Genomic DNA, 21,367 nt, shown 5'->3' with positions numbered 1-21,367 from the left:
CCGTCAGGACCCGGCGGGCGGGGGCAGCACGCCCAGCGCCCGCAGATGGTCGATGATGGCCCGCGCGGCATCCTGCGGCGCGGGGTCGACCAGCACCCGGCCGCCCGACGCCTGCGCCGCCGCCGCGATCAGGCGCGGCCGGCGGCGATAGGCGCGTTCCTCCGCCCCCCCGGCCAAGGGCGGCGATCCGTCGATACCGGCCGGCATCGTGCGCAGGACCGCCGCGCGGGCCTGCGCGAAGACGAAATCCGGCACGCATGCCGCGACTTCGTGCACGCTCAGCACGCAGGGCCCGGCAACCCGCGCCGTGCGCCGGGCGCCGCGCGGGCGCGCCTGTTCAATCTCAAGTTCCGGCGACGGCCCGGCCGGGGTGGCCCGTTGCGCCGCGGCGACGTCCGCCACGATCGGCCAGCCCAGCCGTTCGGCCACCGCATAGGGCAGCAGGCCGCTGTCCGCGCCGCCCGAGGCGCGCCGGCCCGCCAGCACCAGATCCACCGGCCCCTCGGCGAACAGCCCGCCCGACAGGATGGCCCGCGCCAGCGCGGTGACCGGATCCGCCCCGGCCCCGTCCAGACAGACGATGTCCGCCAGGCCGTAGCCGGCGTACTCGCGCAGGACCGGGACAGGCAGGCCGGCATGCAGCCCGATCGCCCGCGCGCCCAGCGCCCGCGCCAGGCCGATGGCGCGGATTTCGGTCCCCACTGGGGCGGGACGGCCCGACACCGGGTCGATCCCCGCCGACAGAAGCACCACCGCCCGCAACGCCGTCGCCATCATCCGTCCTCCGCCGCCAGCGCATCGCGGAGAGCCGGCATCACGCGCTGCGCGTCCGCGATGACCGACAGGCCGGCGCGCGCCACCATCGCAGCGTGCAGGTCGGTGTTGACGGCCACCACATGTTCTACCCGCCCCAGCCCCTGCAGGTGCTGCGGCGCGCCCGCGATGCCGAAGGCCAGATAGCACACGGCATCCAGCACGGTGCCGGATGCCCCCACCTGGGCCGCGCGCGGCATGGACCCGGCATCGCAGACCACGCGGCTGGCCCCCGGCGTGGCGTGCAGGCCGGCCACCACCGACCGGAACAGGGCGAAATCGGTCACGCCATTGCCCGCCGCCACCACAAATGGGGCCTCGGCCAAATTCATCGTAGCGGGATCGGCGGCGCGGAGCGCCGAGGCGCGAATGCGCCCCGCACCTGGCGGAACCGGGGGCGCATCGACCGGCAGCGGCCGGCCCTCGCGCGCCTCGCCCGCATAGGGCGCGACCCGGTCGGGCGCCAGTGTCAGCAGCATCGGCGGGGCCGAGATTTGTTCGCGCCGGCCGGCCCGGCTGGGGCGGATGGCCTGCCGCGCGGTCAGGACCTCCACCCCCGTCATCAGCCCCTGCCCCGTGTGGGCGGCGACGCGGCGCGCCAGGTCCGCGCCGTCGTCGCTGTCGGGAAACAGGACGTGCCGGGGCGACAGCGCGGCCAGCGCGGCACAGACGGTGGCGGCCCGATATTCCGGATCGTCGGAGGCCAAATCGACCAGCGCCAGACGGTCGGCCCCCGCCGGTCCGACATCCGCCATCAGATCGGGCGTACCCGCGCCGCCCAGCAGCACCACGGCACCGGAAGCCGCGTCGGCCAGCACGCGCGCCGCCCCCAGCACCTGCCGGTCCAGCCGGTCCAGCCGCCCGTCCGGCAGATCGGGGACGACCACGACCAGGCAGGCCGGATCGTCCATGCGGATCACCCGCGCCACCGGGGCCGGCGCGGACGCGCGCGCCGGGCCAATGCCCCCCGTGCCGCCGCGCGCCAGGCGCGGCCGGTCCCCGCCGGGCACCAGCAGCGCCGCCTGTTCGGCACGCGGATCGCGTCGCGGGCGGCCCGACGGCCCGATACCCGACAGCCCACCCGGCGGTTGCGCCAGATCGAAGCGCGGCCGTGCGCCGAGCCCGACCTGCCGCGCTGCCCGTTCGGCGCGCGGATCGCGGCGCGGACGACCGGTCATGCCGTCACCACGGCGTCGAGCACCAGTTCCGCGATATCGCGGACCTCGGGCCGGGGGGCGGGCACGCCCTCCAGCATGGCGGTGCAACCCGGACAGCCCACGGCCACGATCGCCGCGCCCACAGCCCCCGCCTGCGCCATGCGCAGGTCGGGGATCCGCGCCGCCCCGTCGACATCGCTGATCGGGTTGCCGCCGCCCCCGCCGCAGCACATCGCGCGCAGGCCGTGGCGCGCCATTTCCACCCGCGTGCCGCAGGCCGCGTCCAGCAGGCGGCGCGGGGCCTCGACCTCGCCATTGTAGCGGCCCAGATAGCAGGGATCGTGATAGGCGACCGGCGGCAGGTCGCGCGGCGTCAGACGCAGGGCTCCGCTACTCACCAACTCGTCCAGCAGCGCCGTGTGGTGCTGCACCGTCCAGTGGCCGCCCAGCGCCGGATATTCGTTGCGCAACACATGCAGCGCATGCGGGTCGGCGGTGACGATGCGCCGGAAGCGCCGCGCGTTCAGCGTCGCGATGGCCTCGTCGGCCAGCAGGCGGAAGGTCGCCTCGTCCCCCAGGCGGCGGGCCAGGTCGCCGCAATCGGGTTCGGCTTCGCCCAGGATGGCGAAACGCAGGCCCGCCAGCCGCATCAGCCGTACCAGCGCCTGCAAGGTGCGGCCATAGCGCAGGTCGAACGCGCCCTCGCCCAGCCACAGCAGGATGTCGGTTTCGCCTCCCCCGGGCAGCACAGGCACATCCAGCGCCGCCAGCCCGTCGGCACGGGCGGCCAGCGGGCGGCCGCCGGGTTCGGCGCTGTCGCGCATCCGGCGCAGCGCCTGTGCCGCGCCCGGACGCACCTGCCCCAGCATCAGCGCCTGCCCGCGCCGCAGATCCACGATGGCATCGACATGCTCGATCATCATCGGGCATTCCTCGACGCAGGCGCGGCAGGTGGTGCAGGCCCACAGCGTGTCGGGATGGATCATCGCACCGGCGCCGATGATCGGCGCGTCCATGCCGCCCCGGCACGCCACCGGGGGGGCGTTGGGGGTCGGGCTGCCGCTGTAGGAATGTCCGCTGCCGCGCGTCGCCGCGACCAGATCCTGGATCAGCGCCTTGGGGTTCAGCCGCTGCCCGGCCGCGAAGGCAGGGCAGGCCTGTTCGCACCGGCCGCACTGGATGCAGGCGTCGAAACTGGCCAGCGCGGTCCAGGCGAAATCGGACGGCGCCATCGCGCCCAGACGCGCAGCGTCCAGATCCAGCGGCCGCAATGCGGTATCCCGCCCGCCACCAAACCGGCCCGGCCGCGCATGGGCGGCCAGCCAGACGGTGCCGGCGAAGGCATGGCGCATCGGCCCCCGCGCGAACTGCACCAGCAGGCCCACCGCCCCGCCTATCGCAAGAAGCAGGGGCGCCAGCAGCACAGGCGACCCGCCATCCGGGGCCGCCAGCATGCCCAGCGCCAGCAGCAGCCCCCCGCCGGCATAGGCCCCCAGCGCGCCGGGCAGCCAAAGGAACATCCCCGCCGACAGGAAGGAGGGCACCGCCGGCCGCCGCCGCCGCCGAACCAGGATGGCCCCCCAGAGGGCGGCGGCGAACAGCACCGCCACCACCGCCCACCAGGCCCGGCTGCCGCGCAGCGCCGGCAGGGCGGCCAGCATCAGCGCGACGCTGCCGCCCAGCAGGCCGCCGGCCGCGGGCACATGCATCCGCGCGGCCTCGGGCCGGCGTTCGACGACATGATGGACATCGACCAGATAGCGGCGCGGCACGGCGGCCAGGCCCGCGATCCACGCGACCCGGACGGGCCGCCCCTGCCGCCAGCGTCGCGCGAGGCCCAGGGCCGCCAGCAGCACGCACGCCGCCAGCCCCCAGGCCAGACAGACCAGAACCAGTCCCACGGGGCTCAGAAGTCCTTGCACAGGCGCAGCGCGTCATACAGCGCCGCGTGGATGTTGCGGCCGGCCACCGCGTCGCCGATGCGAAACAGCGCGTACTCTCCCGCGCCGCACCCGGCCAGCGCGGGTTGGGCCCGGCCCTCCAGTAGCGCCGGCAGGTCGGTCTGGCCGCGATTGACCGAACCGTCCTTGAGCGCGAAATACAGCGCGTCGCGCGGCAGGGTGCCGCATTCGACCACCACATGGTCGACCACGCGCTCCTCCTCGGCCCCGGTCATGGTGTTGCGCAGCACGGCGACCAGGCGATTGCCCTCGCGGTAGGTCTCGATCAGTTCGGCATTGGGGGTCAGGATCAGGCCCAGCCGGTACAGTTCGCGCAGATGCACCGGCTGGTTGGTGGTGCCCACCTCCTGCGCGATCAGCCGGTCGTGGGTCGCCAGTTCGACCAGGCAGCCGCGCGTGGCCAGCACTTCGGCCACCGAGGCCGCGTTGTGCTGCCCCATCTCGTCATACAGCAGCACGCTGCCGGTCGGGCTGACGGTGCCGTCCAGCACGGCGTGGGTGGACGATGTCAGGTCCGACCCCGGCAGTTCGCCCAGCGATGGCGCGCCGCCGGTCGCCACGATCACGATATCGGGCTTTTCCGCCGCCACCAGCGCCGCCGTCGCCTCGACCCCGGTACGGACCTCCACGCCCAGCTTGCGCACCTGCGCGTCCAGCCAGCGGACGATGCCCGACAGGGCCTCGCGCCAGCCGGCCTTGGCCGCCACATTCACCTGGCCGCCGGTCGCACCCTCGCGTTCGAACAGCACCACCGCGTGCCCGCGCAGCGCGCAGACCCGCGCGGCCTCCAGCCCGGCGACGCCGCCGCCCACGACGACCACCCGCCGCCGGATATCGCCGGGGCGGATATCGTGCGGCATCGTCGCCTCGCGTCCGGTGGCCGCGTTCTGCAGGCACAGCGCGTCGCCGCCGACATAGATCCGGTCGATGCAATAGCCCGCGCCGACGCATTGCCGGATATCGTCGTCCCGGCCCTCGGCCAGCTTGTTCACCAGATGCGGGTCGGCAATGTGCGCGCGGGTCATCGCCACCATGTCGACATGTCCCTCGGCCACCGCGCGCGCGGCCGAGGCCAGGTCGGTAATCCGCTGGGCGTGGAAGACCGGCACGTCCACCTCGCGCTTGATCGCGCTGGCCAGATGCAGAAACGGGGCGACGGGAAAGGACATGTTCGGCAGGCTGACGGCATGGGCCATGTCGTCGCGAGCCTGGCCGCCAACGATATTGACGAAATCCACCAGCCCGCGCCCGGCATAATCGGCGGCGATGGTGACGCATTCGTCCTGCGTCAGCCCGCCTTTCAACAGTTCGTCGCCCGACATGCGCATGCCCACGACATAATCGTCGCCCACGGCCTCGCGGATCGCGGTCAGCACCTCGATGCCGAAGCGCATGCGATGCTCCAGCGACCCGCCGTAGGCGTCGCGCCGCGTGTTGGCCGAGGGGCTCCAGAACTGGTCCACCAGGTGCCCGTGCGCGGCCGAGATTTCCAGCCCGTCCAGCCCGCCGTCGCGGCAGCGCCGCGCCGCGTCGGCAAAGGCGCGGACGACGCGGGCGATGTCCTCGGGCTCCATTTCCTTGGGGATTGAACGCGACGCGGGTTCGCGCCGGACCGACGGGGCGATCACCGGCAGCCAGGCATCGGTATCCCAGCGGGTGCGGCGCCCCATGTGGGTCAACTGGATCATCAGCCGCGCACCGTGCTGGTGCACCCGGTCGGCGAATTCGCGGAAATAGGGCACCACGCTGTCGTCGGACACCGCGATCTGGTTCCACGGCGTGGCCGGGCTGTCGCATTCGACCGAGGACGAGCCGCCGAACATGGTCAGGCCGATCCCGCCCTTCGCCTTTTCGGCGTGATAGAGCTGGTAGCGTTCCTGCGGCTTGCCGTCCTTGCCGTAGCCGGGGGCGTGACTGGTGCTCATCACCCGGTTGCGGATGACCAGGTTCTTGATCCGCAGGGGTTTGAAGAGCGCCTCGGCATTCGTGATCATGCAGGATTATCCATGGGCACCGTCAGCCAGGCGACGGATGGGGGTGAAGGAGCGCCGGGGAGGCCCGCATCTTGCGTTCCTCGCGCGGGGCGCAGCCGAAGCGGCTGCGATAGGCGGTGCTGAAATGCGCGGCGGAGACAAAGCCGCAGGCGATGCCGACGTCGGTCACCGGCATCACCGTCTGCCGCAGCAGCCGCCGCGCCCGGTCCAGCCGGGCCGCCACCAGATAGGCGGCGGGGGTGGCGCCGGTATGGCGGCGGAACAGCCGCTCCAACTGGCGGACCGACAGGCGCGCCGCCGCCGCGATGTCGGCAATGCGCAGCGGCCGGTCGATGTCCTTTTCGATCAGGCGCAGCGCCCGCGCCATGGCCGGCGGGGCGTCGGCCAGGGCCGGCACCGGCTGCACCTCGTCGCCGGTGCGGCTGCGGTCCAGGATGAACTGCGCCGACACCGCGCGGGCACGGGCCGGCCCGAACCGGGCCTCGATGATCCGCAGCATCATGTCCAGCGGCACCGACCCCCCGGTGCAGGTCAGCCGGTCGCGGTCGATCACGAACAGATCGTCGGAAATGTCGATCTCGGGAAATTCCTCGCGGATCGAGGACAGGTTTTCCCAATGGATCGCGCAGCGGTAGCCGCGCAGCAGACCGGCCTCGGCCAGGGCAAAAGTGCCGGTACACAGCGCGCCCAGCGCAACCCCTTCGCGCGCCTGGCGCCGCAGCCATGCCAGCAGCGTCCGCCCGGTGGCCGTGCGGACATCGACGCCGCCGCAGACGAACAGGACGTCGAACGGCCGCGCATCCGCCGCCGCCACGGTGGGATGCAGCGCCAGCCCGTTGCTGGCGGGCATCCCCGCGCCGTCCATCGTCACGATCTCCCACTCATAGACCGGCGCGTCGCTTACCCGGTTGGCCATGCGCAGGGCCTCGATCGCGTTGCTGACGGCGATCATCGAATAGCCGGCCAGGGTCAGGAACCCGAAGCGACGCAACCCGGCAAGATCGAGCGGCCGCGACATCGTCAGCGTTCGACCACCAGGTCGCTGGTCGGCCGGGCGCAGCAGATCAGGATCATGCCCTGGTCGATCTCGCGCTGGCGGATGCCGCCGTCATGCTTCATCTCCACCGTGCCGGACACCAGCCGGCATTTGCACGTGCCGCACATGCCCTTGGCGCACGAGGCCGGCAGGCGCATGCCCGCCGCGCGCGCCGCCGACAGGATGGTGGTGTCGGCGCCGCATTCGATCTCGCGACGGCTTTTGGTGAAGGTCACGGCGTGGCGCGCGGCTTCCAGTTCCGCAATCGCCTCGCCCACCTCGGGCTCGGCCGCCGACAGGGTAGCGAAATCGAAACTTTCCTCGTGGTGTCGGGCCATGTCGAAACCTGCCCCGCGCAGCATGTCGCGCACCGCCGCCATATAGGGGGCCGGCCCGCAGACGAAGATTTCGCGGTCATGGAAATCGGGGGCGATCATCGCCAGCATCGCCGGCGTCAGGCGCCCGCGATGGCCGTTCCACCGCGCCGACGGGGTATCGTGCTCGCACACCGCGACGGCGCGGAAAGCCGGCCAGTTCTGTTCCATCAGCGCCAGTTCGCGCGCGAACACCACGTCGACGGGGCTGCGCGCGCTGTGCAGGAACAGCACGTCCTCCTGCCCGCCCAGGTCGTGGAACGTCCGCGCCATCGACATCATCGGCGTGACGCCGCTGCCGCCCGACAGGAACAGGTATTTGCGCGCCGCCAGCCCGTCGCAGGTGAAATCGCCCATCGGGCCCAGCGCGCGGATCTCCATCCCCGGGCGCAGCGTGTCGTGCAGCCAGTTGGACACGGCCCCGCCCGGCACGCGCTTGACCGTGATGGCCAGCGCATCCGGCCGCGTCGGCGACGACGAGAGGGTGTAGCAGCGATTGATTTCATTTCCCCCGTCCCCGATGGGCAGGGTCAGGGTCATGAACTGCCCGGGGCGATAGGCGAACCGGCGGGGTTCCGGAGCGGTGAAGACGAAGGTCTTGACGTCATGCGTCTCGTCGCGCACCTGCCGGCAGACCAGAACCTCGTCCGTTTCGGGGTCCCAGTAGGGCACGGCGTGGCGCGGCGGCCGCGCCACGATGTCCGGACCGCCGCTCACGGCAGGGACGCGGCCAGGCGGTCGATGTACCAGGCGGCGAATTTCTCGACCAGTCCTTCGGTGTAGGGGGAATAGGGCCCGGCTTCATACGCCGGGTCGGTGGCCCCCTGCTGGCCGATGGCGACCAGGTCGGCGTCCTGGCGGTTGGTGGCGTCCCACACTTCGGTCAGACGTTGCAGGTCGTAGTCCACGCCTTCGACCGCGTCCTTGTGCACCAGCCATTTGGTGCGGACCAGCGTATGGGATTCGTCGATGGGGATCGCCGAGAAGGTGACGATATGATCGCCCATGAAATGATGCCAGGAATTGGGCTGCGTCCAGAACGACAGGCCGCCGACCGACTTGTCCGTCAGACCGCCCAGCGCCAGGCGGCAGGCCGCGCGGGTGTCCATGGTCTGGCTTTCGCCCGACTGGTCGATGGGCAGGCGTTCGGTCCTGAAGCCCGTCGTCCGGTCGGCCAGATGTTCGATTTCGCGCGACGGCAGGCCGCCGGCCTCCCACCGCGCGTGCGAGGCGCGCATCAGTTCGGCGTAGCGCTCGGCCTCGCGCCGCCCGTCCTCGTCCAGCGCGTCGGGTGCGAAGCCGAACCCGTAGGCGAACAGCGGGATCGTCAGTTCCGGATGGTTGGGCGCGCAGTGATAGCATTCGCGATTGTTTTCCATCGTCAGCTTCCAGTTCCCGTCCTCGATCAGGTCGGACTGGAAGGCGACGCGGGTATTGCGGATGTCGTGCGGCGCCAGGTAGGGTGCCATCGCCGCCGCCATGTCGTCGATATCGGCGGGCGGATTGTCGGACAGGCAGATGAACAGCAGCCCGGACACCGACCGCAGGGCGACGGGCTTCAGCCCGTGGCATTTGGGATCGAAACCCGGCCCCATGTGCTCGGCGAACTTCAGGTCGCCGTCCAGGCCGTAGGTCCAGGAATGGTAGGGGCAGACGACATTGCCGATGATCGCCTTGCCTTCCGGCAGGATGCGCGCGCCGCGATGGCGGCAGACATTGTGGAAGGCGCGGACTTCTTCATCGTCGCCGCGCACGATGATGATCGAGGACGGGCCGATATTGACCGCCATCGCGTCGCCGGCCTCGGGCACGTCGGGCTCGACGCCGACATAGATCCAGTGCCGGCCGAAGATCACGTCCATATCGACGCGAAAGATCTTCGGGCTGGTGTAGAACGGGGCCTCCAGCGCGTAGCCGGCCTTGCGGCGCGCAACCAGATCCTTCACCGATAGCCTGCTCTGTTCCGACATCCCGACCGCCCTTCCCTGCTGAGCACACCGCCCGCGCGGATGCCTCACTGTGCCGCGTTGACGAAGGTTTAATTGCCGCAGAACGACATATTTTTAATACGTAACGACTTTCGATGACAGGCTCGACCTCTCAGCATTCGGGGAATCCTACGGCCAGTCCCCCCAGCGAGGTTTCCTTGTAGCGGCTGCTCATGTCCGCGCCGGTCTCGCGCATCGTCACGATCACCTGATCCAGCGAGACATGGTGCGCGCCGTCGCCGCGCATGGCCAGGGAGGCTGCGTTGATCGCCTTCACCGCGCCGAAGGCGTTGCGTTCGATGCACGGGATCTGCACCAGCCCGCCGACCGGGTCGCAGGTCATGCCCAGATGATGTTCCATGCCGATCTCGGCCGCGTTCTCGATCTGCGCCGCATCGGCGCCCAGCGCCGCCGCCAGCCCCGCCGCTGCCATCGAACACGCCACCCCGACTTCGCCCTGGCAGCCGACCTCGGCCCCGGAAATCGAGGCGTTGCGCTTGAACAGTCCCCCCACCGCCGACGCCGTCAGCAGGAAATCGCGCAGGCCCGCCTGCGACGCACCGGGGCAGAAATCGCGATAATAGCGCAGCACGGCGGGCACGACGCCCGCCGCCCCGTTGGTCGGCGCCGTCACGATCCGGCCGCCGGCGGCGTTTTCCTCGTTCACCGCGATGGCGAACAGGCTGACCCAGTCCATCACTTCGTGCGCCGCGCGGACGTTGCGGAAGCGGTCGGCCTCCATCCGCGCGCGGATGGCCGGCGCCCGCCGGCGGACGGCCAGCCGGCCGGGCAGCACGCCGTCCTGCGCCATGCCCCGATCGACGCTGGCCATCATCGCGGCCACGATCCTGTCCAGATAGGCCGTGACCTCGGCCATCGGGCGCAGCGTGGCCTCGTTCGCCAGGACGATCTCGGCGATGGTCAGGCCGGTGCGCCGGGCACGATCCAGCAGGTCCCGGCCCGAGACGAAATCGAACGGCACGGGCTCGGACAGCGCCGCGACGGTCGCAGGCTGGTCCTCGGGCACCACGAAGCCGCCGCCGATGGAACAGAAACGCCCGACCAGCAGCGCCTCGCCCGCCGCATCCAGCGCCTCGAACTGCAAGGTATTGGGATGGACAGGGGGCACGCTGTCGCGGTCGAAAACGATGTCGGTCGCGGGATCGAACGCGACCGGCACCCCGCGCACATCCAGCATGCGGGCCGCGCGAACCGTGTCCGCCAGCCGGTCGGCGGCGTCGGGGTCGACCCCATCGGGCAGCAGCCCGGCCAGGCCCAGGATCACGGCCTTGTCCGTCGCATGTCCCACGCCGGTCCAGGCCAGCGAGCCGTACAGCGTCACCCGCAGCCGCGCGACATCGGCCAGCGCATGGTCCGGCCCCGGCAGCGCCGCCGCGAAATCGTGGGCGGCGCGCATCGGCCCCATCGTGTGCGACGAGGACGGGCCGATCCCGATCTTGAACAGGTCGAAAAGACTGATCATCCTGCCGCCTCCCGGCCCGGCCGCCCTGCCGTCAGAATACGGCGTCGCGCGCCGCCTCGTTCAGGAGGCCGGACATATAGGGCGCGAACGACCGCCAGATTTCCAGCCGGAACCGGTCCGGACCGGTGCGCCACAGAACCCCGTCGGCCTTGCCCAGCAGGGTCCGGGTGGCCATGCCGACCGGAAAGGCTGGCCCCGCGACGTCGATCGACGTCAGGGACGCCAGCGCCGGCTCGACCAGCGCGCCGGACAGGTCCAGCCCCACCTGCCGGTCGCTGACCTCCACCAGGCTGTGCGCCACGCCCTCCAGCCCCGCCCGCAGCGCCGACAGGCTGTCTTCCGCCCCCGCCGGGTCCAGCAGCAGCAGGAACTCCTGCGGCCCCAGACGCAGGGCCGTCACCGCCCCGCCGGTGGCGGCCGCCAGCATGGCGGGCGTCTCCGCCAGCCCCAGCGCGCGGACCGCGGCGTCCAGGGTTCCGGGCCGGGCCTGCAACACGAAACGGCGCCGGTCGGCGGCCGGTACCAGGGTGAACCCGTTGCGGGAAACCTGCATGGTGTCAGACATTCAGACGTGCCCCTTCGACATCGTAGAACACCGGTTTGGTCACCGTCACCGCGATGGTGCGGCCCTCCATGGGCACGTGCAGCGTCTCGCCCACCCGTGCGCGGCCGCCGGACACCATCGCCAGCGCGATCGAACGCCCCAGGGTGGCGCTGAAATAGGACGAGGTCACATGGCCCAGCACGTGCATCGGGATCGCCTCGTCGGGACGGGCGACCAGTTGTGCGCCTTCTTCCAGCACCTCCCACGGCGCCTCGGTCAGCAGGCCGACAAGCTGCCTGCGGTCCGGGGCCTGCATCGCGGGCAGCACCAGCGAGCGCTTGCCCACGAAATCGGCCTTCACCTTGCTGACCGCCCAGCCGCAGCCCGCGTCGTCGGGCGTCGCGGTGCCGTCGGTTTCCTGGCCGACGATGATGTAGCCCTTCTCGGCCCGCAGCACATGCATGGTCTCGGTGCCGTAGGGGGTGATCCCCGCCGCCTGCCCGGCGTCCCAGATCGCCTCCCACACCGCGCGGCCCTGGCGGGCGGGCACGTTGATCTCGAAGCCCAGTTCGCCGGTGAAGCTGACGCGGAACAGCCGCATCGGCACGCCGCCGATGGTGCCCTCGACCAGGCTCATGTGCGGCAGGGCCTCGGCCGAGATGTCCAGCCCGTCGACCAGCGGCGCCAGCACCGCGCGCGCCGAAGGGCCCTGCAGGGCGATCACCGCCCATTCCTCGGTCGTCGAGGTCAGCCAGACATCCAGGTCCGGCCATTCGGTCTGCAGATAGTCCTCCATCATCGCCAGCACGCCAGGCGCGCCGCCGGTCGTGGTGGTGACATGGAAGCGGTCCTGGGCGATCCGGCCGACCACGCCGTCATCGTAGACGAAGCCGTTTTCCCGGCACATCAGGCCATAGCGGCACTTGCCGACGCCCAGCTTGGTCCAGGCATTGACGTACATGCGGTTCATGAAGGTCGCGGCGTCGGGGCCGACGACCTCGATCTTGCCCAGGGTCGAGGCGTCGAAGATGCCCACGCCGCCCCGCACCGCCAGGCATTCGCGCCGGACGGCGGCCTCCATGTCCTCGCTGCCGCGCGGGAAATAGCGCGCGCGCCGCCACAGGCTGACGTCCTCGAACACCGCGCCCTGCGCGCGCGCCCAGGGGTCGATCGGGGTCCGGCGGTCCGGGTCGAACAGGTCGCCGCGCGCATGGCTGGCGAAGGCGCCGAACGTGACCGGGGTAAAGGGCGGGCGGAAGGTGGTCAGCCCCACCTTTTCCACCGGGCGGCCCAGCGCGTCGGCCGCAATCCCCAGCGCGTTGACATTGGACATCTTGCCCTGGTCGGTCGCCATGCCGGTGGTGGTGTAGCGCTTGATATGCTCGATCGAGCGGAAGCCCTCACGCACCGCCAGCTTGACGTCCTTGGCCGTCACGTCGTTCTGGAAATCGACGAAGGCCATGGCCAGCAGGCCCTTGCCGCGACGCGGCAGGGCGCCGGCATAGCCGCCGCGCCCCGGCGCATCCGCCGCATCGACCGCCCATGAGGGGGCGTCGGCCGCGAAGCCCGCGGCTCCGGCAGCCGCGACCCCGGCGGCCGCACCGTCGGCCAGTACGTCGGCCAGGGCATACACACCCCGGCAGGCGCCTGCCGAACGCTCGCGCTCGGCCGATTCGCCGGGGATGTAGACGCCCAGCCTCTCGTCGAACGCCAGCTTGCCCCGCGATTGCGAGAACAGATGCACGCTGGGCGTGTACCCGCCGGACATCAGCACCAGGTCGGCCCGCCAGTGCTGCCCCTTGCCCACCGATCCATCCGGCAGCAGGCGCGCCAGTTCCACGCTGTGGACGCGGGTGCTGCCATGCGCGCGCTGGATGGTGGTGCCGGGCAGGACCGTCAGCCCCGCCCCCTGGGCCGCGCGCATCAGCGCCGAATCCGGGGCCGGGCGCAGGTCGGCGATGGCCGCCACCGTCACCCCGGCCGCGTGCAGGTCCAGCGCCACGCGATAGGCGGAATCGTCCGCCGTCACGATCACCGCCCGCTTGCCGCAGGCTACGCCGTAGCGATTCAGATAAGTCTGCGCGGCGCTGGCCAGCATCACGCCGGGGCGGTCGTTGCCCTCGAACACCAGCGGGCGTTCCAGCGCGCCCGCGGCCAGTACGACCTCCTTGGCGCGGACCTGCCACAGGCGTTCGCGCGGCATGTCCGGCGCCGGGTCGGCCAGATGTTCGGTCAGGCGCTGGTTCAGCGCCACCATGTTGTGCGGCCCGTAGTTGAACGCGGTGCAGCGCGTCAGCACCCGCACGTTCGGCAGGGCCGCCAGTTCGGCCAGGATGTCGGCGACCCACAGCGCGGCCGGGCGGCCGTCGATCCGCGACGTGCGGTCGGACAGCAGCGATCCGCCGACTTCGGCGGTTTCATCGGCCAGGATCACCTGCGCGCCCGACCGGCCGGCCGCCAGCGCCGCTGCCAGACCCGCCGGGCCGGCGCCGGCCACCAGCACGTCGCAATGGGCGTACTGGAAGGCGTAATGGTCCGGATCGGGCGCGGTCGGGGCCACGCCCAGGCCGGCGGCGCGGCGGATGACGGGTTCGTAGACCCGGTCCCAGAAGCTGCGCGGCCACATGAACGTCTTGTAGTAGAACCCCGCCGGCAGCAGCGGCGCCGCCAGCGTATTGACCGCGCCGAGATCGAACTGCAGGCACGGGAAGCGGTTCTGGCTGACGGCCGTCAGGCCCTCGTACACCTCGACCTGCGTCGCGCGCAGGTTGGGCGTCTGCAGGGCGGGGCCGCTGCCGACGGCGACCAGGGCGTTCGGCTCGTCCGACCCGGCCGAGACCACGCCGCGCGCGCGATGGTATTTGAACGACCGGCCCATCAGGTGATGGCCGTTCGCCAGCAGGGCGGACGCCAGCGTGTCGCCGGCCTGGCCCTGGAAGCGGCGGCCGTCGAAGGTGAAGGTCACGGTCCGGGCGGAGTCGACCCGGCCGCGGCCGGGAACGCGGAAGGCCTGGCTCATCGTGCGGCCTCCGCCAGCGTCGCGGCGTCGATTTCGGGCCGGGGCCGGCCCATTTCATAGGTCATGACGAAACGATCGGTCCGGGTGTCGCGCAGGGCGTTGAAAAACCGGTTGCAGCCATGGGCGTGGCGCCAGCGTTCGGCGATCAGCCCCTTGGGGTTGTCGCGCATGTACAGATACTGGGCCCATTCCTCGTCGGTCTGGCTCATCGGGTCGGCCGGACGGGCGATATGGGCCTCGCCGCCGTTCGCGAACTCGATTTCCGAACGTTCGCCACAATAGGGACAACGGATCAGAAGCATGATGCCCTCCTTAATGGGCGACGGCCGCGGCGGCGGCCTCGTCGATCATCACCCCGTCGCGGAACCGTTCGATGGTGAAAGGCGCGTTGATCGGATGCGGCTCGTTCTTCGCGATGGTCCAGGCGAACAGGTTCGCCGCCCCCGGCGTGGCCTTGAACCCGCCGGTGCCCCAGCCGCAATTGACGTACAGGCCCGGCACCGGCGTCTTTGCCGTGATGGGCGACCGGTCGGGGGTGTTGTCGGTGATCCCGCCCCACGAACGCAGCATGCGCAGGCGGCGGAACATCGGGAACAGTTCGCAGATCGCCTCCAGCGTGTGGGCGGGAATGTGCAGCCCGCCGCGCTGGGTGTACGAAACGTAGGAATCCGTGCCTGCGCCGATCACCATCTCGCCCTTGTCGGACTGGCTGATATAGGCGTGGATGGTGTTGGACATGACGATGGTGGGAAAGGCCGGCTTGACCGGTTCCGACACCAGGGCCTGCAACGGGTTGCTCTGCAGCGGCAGGCGGACGCCCGCCATGCCAAGGACCACCGAACTGTGCCCCGCCGCCGATACCCCGACCTTGCCGGCACGGATGGTACCGCGCGTGGTCTCCACGCCCCGGACCTCGCCGCCCGGCCCGCGCAGGATGCCGGTGACTTCGCAATTCTCGATGATATCGACGCCCATGTCGCTGGCTGCCCGGGCGAAGCCCCACGCCACGGCGTCATGCCGCGCGGTGCCGGCACGGCGCTGCAAGGACGCGCCCAGAACCGGATAGCGGATGTTCGGCGAAATATTCAGCGGCGGACAGAATGCCTTCGCTTCCTCCGCCGACAGCCATTCGTTGTCGATTCCGTTCAGGCGGTTGGCGTGCACATGGCGCTTGAACACCTGCACGTCATGGACCGTGTGCGCCACCATCAGGCAGCCGCGCTGGCTGAACATGACGTTGTAGTTCAGTTCCTGCGAGAGGGTTTCCCATAATTTCAGGGAATGCTCGTAATAGGACGAACTTTCGTTGAACAGGTAGTTCGACCGGATGATCGTCGTGTTCCGCGCGGTATTGCCGCCGGCCAGCCAGCCGCGTTCGATCACCGCGATATTGCGCAGCCCGTGCTGTTTGGCCAGATAGTACGCGGTGCCGAGGCCGTGGCCACCGCCGCCGACGATCACGATGTCATAAGCCGGCTTCGGTTCCACCGACCGCCACTGCGGCGTCCAGCCGAGATGACCGCCCAGTGCCTTCCGTGCCAGCGAAAGCGCTGAAAATTTCTGCATGTTCATCCCGCGTGCTGCAAGACCAGTCCCGGGACAATGCGCCGCCCCTCCCCTGTCCGCTCGCATGGATCGGACGCGCGGCTTGAATAAAAACGACATGTCATTTTTTTCTAAAAACGTCATGCGACTTGCCTCAGGGCGCTGCCCTGAACCCGCCAAAGGCCATCGGCCTTTGGAAACCAATCTGTTTAATGATCGGGGTCCAGGGCCTCAGGCCCTGGTGGGTTCGGGGCAACGCCCGACCGCGCGCCGGATCGCCGGCAAACCGCGTCTTCCGGCCGGGTTTCAGCGTTGGCGGTCCTGCCAGTGCGGATCTTCGTAGGACGGCGCGTTGGAAGCCGGCAGCAGCGGGCGGTCCATGATGTGGTCCGCCGCCTTTTCGCCCATCATCACCGTGGGGCCGTTGAGATTGCCGTTGGTGACGCGCGGCATGATCGAGGAATCGACCACGCGCAGCCCCTCGACCCCGATTACCCGCGTTTCGGGGTCGACGACGGCCATCGGGTCGTCCGCCCGGCCCATCTTGCAGGTGCACGATGGGTGCAGCGCGCTTTCGACTTTGTCGCGGATGAAGGCGTCGATCTGCGCGTCGGTCACGCACTCGGCACCGGGCTGGATTTCGCGGCCGCGGAACGGGTCGAATGCGGCCTGAGAGAAGATCTCGCGCGTCAGGCGGACGCAGGCCCGCATGTCCACCCAGTCTTCCACATGGCTCATGTAGTTGAAGAAGATACGGGGCTTGTCCTCGGGGTCGGCCGAGCGCAACCGCACCCAGCCCCGGCTTTTCGAGCGCATCGGCCCCACATGCGCCTGATAGCCGTGGCCGGATGCCAGCCCCTTGCCGTCATACGTCACGGCCAGTGGCAGGAAATGGAACTGGATGTCGGGATAGCGGATGCCGGCGCGGCTGCGGATGAAGGCGCAGCTTTCGAAATGGTTGGTCGCCCCCAGCCCGTCCTTGCGCAGCAGCCAGCGCAGGCCGATCCGCGCCTTGGCCAGGGGACTCATCGCCGAATAGAGCGTGACCGGCTGGCTGCACGCCACCTGGAAGTAAAACTCCAGATGGTCCTGCAAATTCTCGCCCACGCCGGGGCGATCGGCCAGCACCGCAATCCCGTGGTCGCGCAGTTCGGCCGCCGGCCCGATTCCCGACAGTTTCAGAAGCTGCGGCGAATTGATCGGCCCGCCGGAGAGAATCACTTCGCGCCGGGCGCGGGCCACATGCTCTACCCCATGGCGGCGATAGGCCACCCCCACGGCGCGCCGGCCCTCGAAGAGGATGCGGGTCACCCGGGCATGCGTGTGCAGTTCCAGGTTCCGACGCTGCAAGGCAGGACGCAGGTAGGCGTTCGCGGTGCTCCAGCGGCGACCGTTCTTCACGGTCATGCTCATCTTGTCGAAGCCGTCCTGCTGGAAGCCGTTATAGTCCGACGTCATCGGGTAGCCCGCCTGCTGCCCTGCCGTCAGCCAGGCGTGATGCAGCGGGTTTTCGACGGTGCCATACTGGGTGTGCAGCGGCCCGCTGCGCCCGCGGTACAGGTCCTCGCCCTCGGCGCAGGATTCGGCACGGCGGAAATAGGGCAGCACGTGGCGATAGCCCCAGCCGGTCGCCCCGTCGTCCTCCCACTGCTGGAAATCGAGGGCGTTGCCCCGGACATAGACCATGCCGTTGATCGAGGACGACCCGCCCAGCCCCTTGCCGCGCGGCGTGTGCATGCGCCGCCCGCCCAGATGGGGCTCGGGTTCGCTGTCATAGAACCAGTTGAAGCGTTTGCTGTGCATCGGCATCGCCAGGGCGCTGGGCATCTGCACGATGATCGATTTGTCGCTGCCGCCGAATTCCAGCAGCAGCACGCTGTCCGCACCCGATTCCGTCAATCGGTTGGCCAGCACGCATCCGGCCGAACCGGCACCGACGACGATGTAGTCGAATTCGTTCATGATACCATTCCGCGTGATGAATGACACTTTGGCGGCACGCTTCAGGGCTCTGCCCTGAAACCCGCCAAAGGACAGCGCCCTTTGGAAACCCATTCGTTTTATCCATGATCAGGGTCCAGGGCCTCAGGCCCTGGTGGGTTCGGGCAAAGCCCGGCCTGATGCAATCAATAAGGCGACTCGACATCGCCCAGCGCCACGTAGACACTCTTGATCTGGGTGTAATGTTCCAGCGCGGCGCGGCTGTTCTCGCGCCCCAGGCCGGATTGCTTGTAGCCGCCGAACGGCATTTCGATCGGCGTGATGTTGTACTGGTTGATCCAGCACGACCCGGCCTCCAGCGCCGCCACCACGCGATGCGCGCGGGGCAGGTCGCGGGTGAACACGCCGGCGGCCAGGCCGAATTCGGTAGCGTTGGCCCGGGCCACAACCTCGTCCTCGGTCTCGAACCCCAGCACCGCCATGACGGGTCCGAAGATTTCCTCGCGCACGATGCGCATGTCGTCGTGGCAATCGACGAAAACGGTGGGGGCCACGAACGCGCCCCGCGCCAGGGCGCCCTCGGTCACGCGATGGCCACCGACCAGCACCCGCGCGCCCTCCTGCCGCCCCAGTTCGATATAGGACAGCACCTTGTCCATATGCGCCCGGCTGATCAGGGCGCCGACATGGGTGTCGGGCGACAGCGGGTCGCCGATCGTCATCCGGCCCACCCGTTCGGCCAGGGCCGCCAGGAAACGGTCGCGGATACCCGCCTGCACGAACACGCGCGTGCCGTTGGAACAGATTTCGCCGCCCGAATAGAAATTGGCCAGCAGCGCCGCCGACACCGCATTGTCCAGGTCGGCATCGTCGAAGATGATCAGAGGCGATTTGCCGCCCAGTTCCAGCGTTACGTATTTCAGGGTCCGCGCCGCGTCGGCCATCACCGCACGGCCGGTCCCGATTTCGCCGGTCAGGGAAATCTTGCGGATCTGCGGCGCCGCCGTCAGCAGCCGGCCGGTGTCGCGCGCGCCCTGCACCACGTTGAACACGCCGTCCGGCACCCCGGCCTCGCGGTAGATCTCGGCCAGCTTCACCGCCGTCAGGGGCGTCAGTTCGGCGGGCTTGAAGATCATCGCATTGCCGCAGGCCAGCGCCGGGGCGGACTTCCAGCACGCGATCTGGATCGGGTAATTCCAGGCCCCGATGCCGGCGGTGATGCCCAGCGGTTCGCGGCGGGTGTAGCCGAACGCGGCCTCGCCCAGATCCATGGCCTCGCCATTGATGGCGACAGCCAGCGAGCCGAAATATTCCAGCGCATCGGCGCCCGACAGGATGTCCACCGCTGCCGTTTCGGCGATTGGCTTGCCGGTATCCAGCGTTTCCAGCCGGGCGAGCATGTCGTTGTCGCGCCGCAGCAGGTCCGCCGCCCGGCGCAGGATGCGCCCGCGTTCGGTCCCCGTCATGCGCGCCCAGACCTTCTGCCCGCGCGCGGCGCTGTCGATCGCCAGCACGATTTCGGCCTCGCCCGCACTTTCGACCTCGGCCAGGATGTCGCCGGTGGCGGGGTTCACGGTCTCGAACCGCGCGCCGTCCGAGGACACGTAGCGCCCGTCGATCCAGCTTCGGCAGGTCGCGCGGGCGCCCGAGACGATGGCCGGCGCCGCCGGGGCCTGCTGCCGGAACCGTTCCACCTGGCTGTCGAGGAAGGCGGTGACCTGGCTGCGCGCGGCGGCGCTGTCGGCCTCCTGCCAGCCGGACAGGGCGGCGCGCAGCCACGTCCCGTCGATCAGCGCCGCGATGGCCGAAGCCAGGGACCGGGCCTCGGGCTCCGGTACCAGGCAGGCCAGGTCATAGCGCAGGTTGGACAGCATGCGCCCCTGATAGACGCGCTGCACCCGGCGCAGGGTCGGGTTGTGCGGCACCTGCCCCCAGAAGGCCAGCCAGACCGCCCCCACCCGGGGCTGGAACTGACGCGCGCCCAGGCAGCCGTCGATGACCGCCTGCAGGCGGGCGCGCGGGCCGCGGGCCTCGGCGAAGCGACGCACGATTTCCTGGCGCAACGCGTCCGACAACTGGCGGAAGGCCGCGCCCATCAGGGATTCCTTGTCCCCGAAATAATGGACCAGCAGGCCGGGCGAGACCTCCGCCCGCTCGGCAATCCGGGCCAGCGTGGTGCCGACATAGCCGCAGTCGGCCAGAACTTCGATGGTCATGGCGGCGAAACGCCGGCAGCGTTCGTCATCGGGGCGGGAGACGGAGGGAATGCTGGACGAAGACATGCCGGATATCCTGCACATTCTTGAACGATTGTTCAATGACAAATCCAGCCTTGTATGAAAGCGCAAAACTGCCCCATTTTCTTGTCTTATTCCGACAAAATCATGAATTTTAAAGGAAAAAACTCCGGTTGGCAGGTCCGTTTCCTTCGGTGTAGCCTTGCCGTCGAAACGTCATCCACCCTCTTTCTTGCATAACCATTCAATCGCCTTCCACAATGATTTCCCGTTTCCCTGTCGAAAGGATATGCTGCCCGCGATGCGCCGTGCGATCGTCCTTCTGTCCGCCCTGATGCTGTGCGCCGCCTGCCCGGCCGCCCGCGCCCAGGACCCCGCCGCCTGCCGGACCGTGCGCCTGGCCGATGTCGGGTGGACGGATGCGGCCGCGGTGACCGCGGTCGGCGCAACCCTGTTCGACGCGCTGGGCTACCAGACGCGCACGCCGATGCTGGCCCTGACCGTCGCCTACCTGACCATGAGTACCGGGCAGGTGGACGGCTTCCTGAGCAACTGGGAACCGTCGGGCGCCGCCGCCATCGCCCCGTTCCTGAAGAACGGCACCGTGCGGCAGATCGCGACCAACCTGTCGGGCGCGCACTACACCCTGGCGGTACCCGAGGAGGTCTGGCAGGCCGGATTGCATGATTTCCGCGATATCGCGGGCTGGGGATCGAAGCTGGGCCACGTCATCTACGGGCTGGAGGCCGGCAACGACGGCAATGCGCTGGTGCTGGACATGATCCGCGACGACCGGTTCGGGCTGGGCCGGTTCCGCCTGGTCGAAAGCAGCGAGCAGGGCATGCTGAGCCAGGTCTCCCGGTCGATCGAAAGCCACCGGCCCATCGTTTTCCTGGCGTGGGAGCCGCATCCGATGAACATGCGCTTCCACCTGCGCTACCTGACCGGCGGGGATGAGATCTTCGGCCCCGACGCCGGGGCCAGCGTGCATACCGTGATCCGGACGGGGTACGACGCCGCCTGCCCCAACGCCACGCGCCTGCTGCGCCAGATCCGCTTTTCCATCGCCGGCGAGAACGTGATGATGAAGGCCATCCAGGACGAACACACACACCCCCGGGACGAGGCCCGCCGCTGGCTGCACGACCACCCCGAGGTGCTGGGCCCCTGGTTGGACGGCGTGACCACCCTGGACGGCCGCCCCGGGCTGCCGGCCGTCCTGTCCGCCCTCTCCGTGCCCCAGACCGCGCAGCGTCCATAGGTCGCGAAGCGCCC

The 21,367-nt window shown here is 69.9% G+C and carries 15 protein-coding genes; 1 reads left to right on the top strand and 14 read right to left on the bottom strand.

Annotation, left to right across the window (positions count from 1 at the left end):
• Positions 1-3: 3 nt before the first annotated feature.
• The 14 genes from HLH34_RS12865 to betB form a co-directional block, all read right to left on the bottom strand.
• Positions 4-777 carry an electron transfer flavoprotein subunit beta gene (locus tag HLH34_RS12865; protein WP_240161398.1) on the bottom strand — a complete coding sequence of 258 codons (774 nt, stop codon included), beginning with the start codon at positions 775-777 and terminating at the stop codon, positions 4-6.
• Complete coding sequence (locus tag HLH34_RS12860) at positions 774-1,991, bottom strand: electron transfer flavoprotein subunit alpha/FixB family protein (protein WP_183119984.1); 1,218 nt, start codon at positions 1,989-1,991, stop codon at positions 774-776. Before HLH34_RS12860 ends, HLH34_RS12865 begins: the two co-directional genes overlap by 4 nt.
• Positions 1,988-3,871, bottom strand: coding sequence for a DUF3483 domain-containing protein (locus HLH34_RS12855; RefSeq protein WP_183119983.1), 1,884 nt, complete (start codon positions 3,869-3,871; stop codon positions 1,988-1,990). The genes HLH34_RS12860 and HLH34_RS12855 overlap by 4 nt, the downstream gene beginning before the upstream one ends.
• Positions 3,872-3,876: 5 nt before the next feature.
• Complete coding sequence (locus tag HLH34_RS12850) at positions 3,877-5,925, bottom strand: NADH:flavin oxidoreductase (protein WP_183119982.1); 2,049 nt, start codon at positions 5,923-5,925, stop codon at positions 3,877-3,879.
• Positions 5,926-5,947: 22 nt separating this feature from the next.
• Entirely contained in the window at positions 5,948-6,943 is a 996-nt protein-coding gene (locus HLH34_RS12845; protein ID WP_183119981.1) for a GlxA family transcriptional regulator, read from the bottom strand.
• Between the two features lie 2 nt (positions 6,944-6,945).
• Positions 6,946-8,052: a hybrid-cluster NAD(P)-dependent oxidoreductase gene (locus tag HLH34_RS12840; protein WP_183119980.1), complete on the bottom strand. Its 1,107-nt coding sequence runs from the start codon at positions 8,050-8,052 to the stop codon at positions 6,946-6,948.
• On the bottom strand, positions 8,049-9,281 hold the full coding sequence (locus HLH34_RS12835) for an aromatic ring-hydroxylating oxygenase subunit alpha (RefSeq protein WP_456305552.1): 1,233 nt from the start codon (positions 9,279-9,281) through the stop codon (positions 8,049-8,051). The genes HLH34_RS12840 and HLH34_RS12835 overlap by 4 nt, the downstream gene beginning before the upstream one ends.
• Positions 9,282-9,435: 154 nt before the next feature.
• Entirely contained in the window at positions 9,436-10,806 is a 1,371-nt protein-coding gene (locus HLH34_RS12830) for an L-serine ammonia-lyase (RefSeq protein ID WP_183119978.1), read from the bottom strand.
• A gap of 31 nt (positions 10,807-10,837) precedes the next feature.
• Positions 10,838-11,371 (bottom strand): sarcosine oxidase subunit gamma, encoded by a 534-nt coding sequence (locus HLH34_RS12825; protein WP_183119977.1) that lies wholly within the window; start codon positions 11,369-11,371, stop codon positions 10,838-10,840.
• Positions 11,364-14,369, bottom strand: coding sequence for a sarcosine oxidase subunit alpha family protein (locus tag HLH34_RS12820; protein WP_183119976.1), 3,006 nt, complete (start codon positions 14,367-14,369; stop codon positions 11,364-11,366). The genes HLH34_RS12825 and HLH34_RS12820 overlap by 8 nt, the downstream gene beginning before the upstream one ends.
• Positions 14,366-14,671, bottom strand: coding sequence for a sarcosine oxidase subunit delta (locus HLH34_RS12815; RefSeq protein ID WP_183119975.1), 306 nt, complete (start codon positions 14,669-14,671; stop codon positions 14,366-14,368). The genes HLH34_RS12820 and HLH34_RS12815 overlap by 4 nt, the downstream gene beginning before the upstream one ends.
• 10 nt (positions 14,672-14,681) lie before the next feature.
• Positions 14,682-15,935, bottom strand: a complete 1,254-nt coding sequence (locus tag HLH34_RS12810) for a sarcosine oxidase subunit beta family protein (RefSeq protein ID WP_183119974.1) — start codon at positions 15,933-15,935, stop codon at positions 14,682-14,684.
• Positions 15,936-16,220: 285 nt separating this feature from the next.
• The gene (betA, locus tag HLH34_RS12805) at positions 16,221-17,876 is read right to left on the bottom strand and encodes a choline dehydrogenase (RefSeq protein ID WP_220792164.1); all 1,656 of its coding nucleotides are present in this window, start codon (positions 17,874-17,876) and stop codon (positions 16,221-16,223) included.
• A gap of 164 nt (positions 17,877-18,040) precedes the next feature.
• A complete protein-coding gene (gene betB, locus HLH34_RS12800; protein WP_240161399.1) occupies positions 18,041-20,137 on the bottom strand; it encodes a betaine-aldehyde dehydrogenase in 2,097 nt (698 codons plus the stop codon).
• Positions 20,138-20,393: 256 nt separating this feature from the next.
• Between betB and HLH34_RS12795 the strand changes: the two genes are divergently transcribed.
• On the top strand, positions 20,394-21,353 hold the full coding sequence (locus tag HLH34_RS12795) for a glycine betaine ABC transporter substrate-binding protein (protein WP_183119973.1): 960 nt from the start codon (positions 20,394-20,396) through the stop codon (positions 21,351-21,353).
• Positions 21,354-21,367 lie beyond the last annotated feature (14 nt).

Origin of the sequence: Gluconacetobacter azotocaptans, from assembly GCF_014174355.1 — a bacterium.
In the GTDB taxonomy this organism is placed as follows: Bacteria; Pseudomonadota; Alphaproteobacteria; order Acetobacterales; family Acetobacteraceae; genus Gluconacetobacter; species Gluconacetobacter azotocaptans.
The sequence above is the reverse complement of the archived record's forward strand: the minus strand, read 5'-3'. Positions and strand labels throughout refer to the sequence as shown.

What these genes read in the sequence shown, in the direction of transcription:
- HLH34_RS12865 (WP_240161398.1), bottom strand. Translation starts at nt 777, where the DNA reads ATGATGGCGACGGCGTTGCGGGCGGTGGTGCTTCTGTCGGCGGGGATC.
- HLH34_RS12860 (WP_183119984.1), bottom strand. Translation starts at nt 1,991, where the DNA reads ATGACCGGTCGTCCGCGCCGCGATCCGCGCGCCGAACGGGCAGCGCGG.
- HLH34_RS12850 (WP_183119982.1), bottom strand. Translation starts at nt 5,925, where the DNA reads ATGATCACGAATGCCGAGGCGCTCTTCAAACCCCTGCGGATCAAGAAC.
- HLH34_RS12845 (WP_183119981.1), bottom strand. Translation starts at nt 6,943, where the DNA reads ATGTCGCGGCCGCTCGATCTTGCCGGGTTGCGTCGCTTCGGGTTCCTG.
- HLH34_RS12830 (WP_183119978.1), bottom strand. Translation starts at nt 10,806, where the DNA reads ATGATCAGTCTTTTCGACCTGTTCAAGATCGGGATCGGCCCGTCCTCG.
- HLH34_RS12825 (WP_183119977.1), bottom strand. Translation starts at nt 11,371, where the DNA reads ATGTCTGACACCATGCAGGTTTCCCGCAACGGGTTCACCCTGGTACCG.
- HLH34_RS12820 (WP_183119976.1), bottom strand. Translation starts at nt 14,369, where the DNA reads ATGAGCCAGGCCTTCCGCGTTCCCGGCCGCGGCCGGGTCGACTCCGCC.
- HLH34_RS12815 (WP_183119975.1), bottom strand. Translation starts at nt 14,671, where the DNA reads ATGCTTCTGATCCGTTGTCCCTATTGTGGCGAACGTTCGGAAATCGAG.
- HLH34_RS12810 (WP_183119974.1), bottom strand. Translation starts at nt 15,935, where the DNA reads ATGCAGAAATTTTCAGCGCTTTCGCTGGCACGGAAGGCACTGGGCGGT.
- betA (WP_220792164.1), bottom strand. Translation starts at nt 17,876, where the DNA reads ATGAACGAATTCGACTACATCGTCGTCGGTGCCGGTTCGGCCGGATGC.
- betB (WP_240161399.1), bottom strand. Translation starts at nt 20,137, where the DNA reads ATGTCTTCGTCCAGCATTCCCTCCGTCTCCCGCCCCGATGACGAACGC.
- HLH34_RS12795 (WP_183119973.1), top strand. Translation starts at nt 20,394, where the DNA reads ATGCGCCGTGCGATCGTCCTTCTGTCCGCCCTGATGCTGTGCGCCGCC.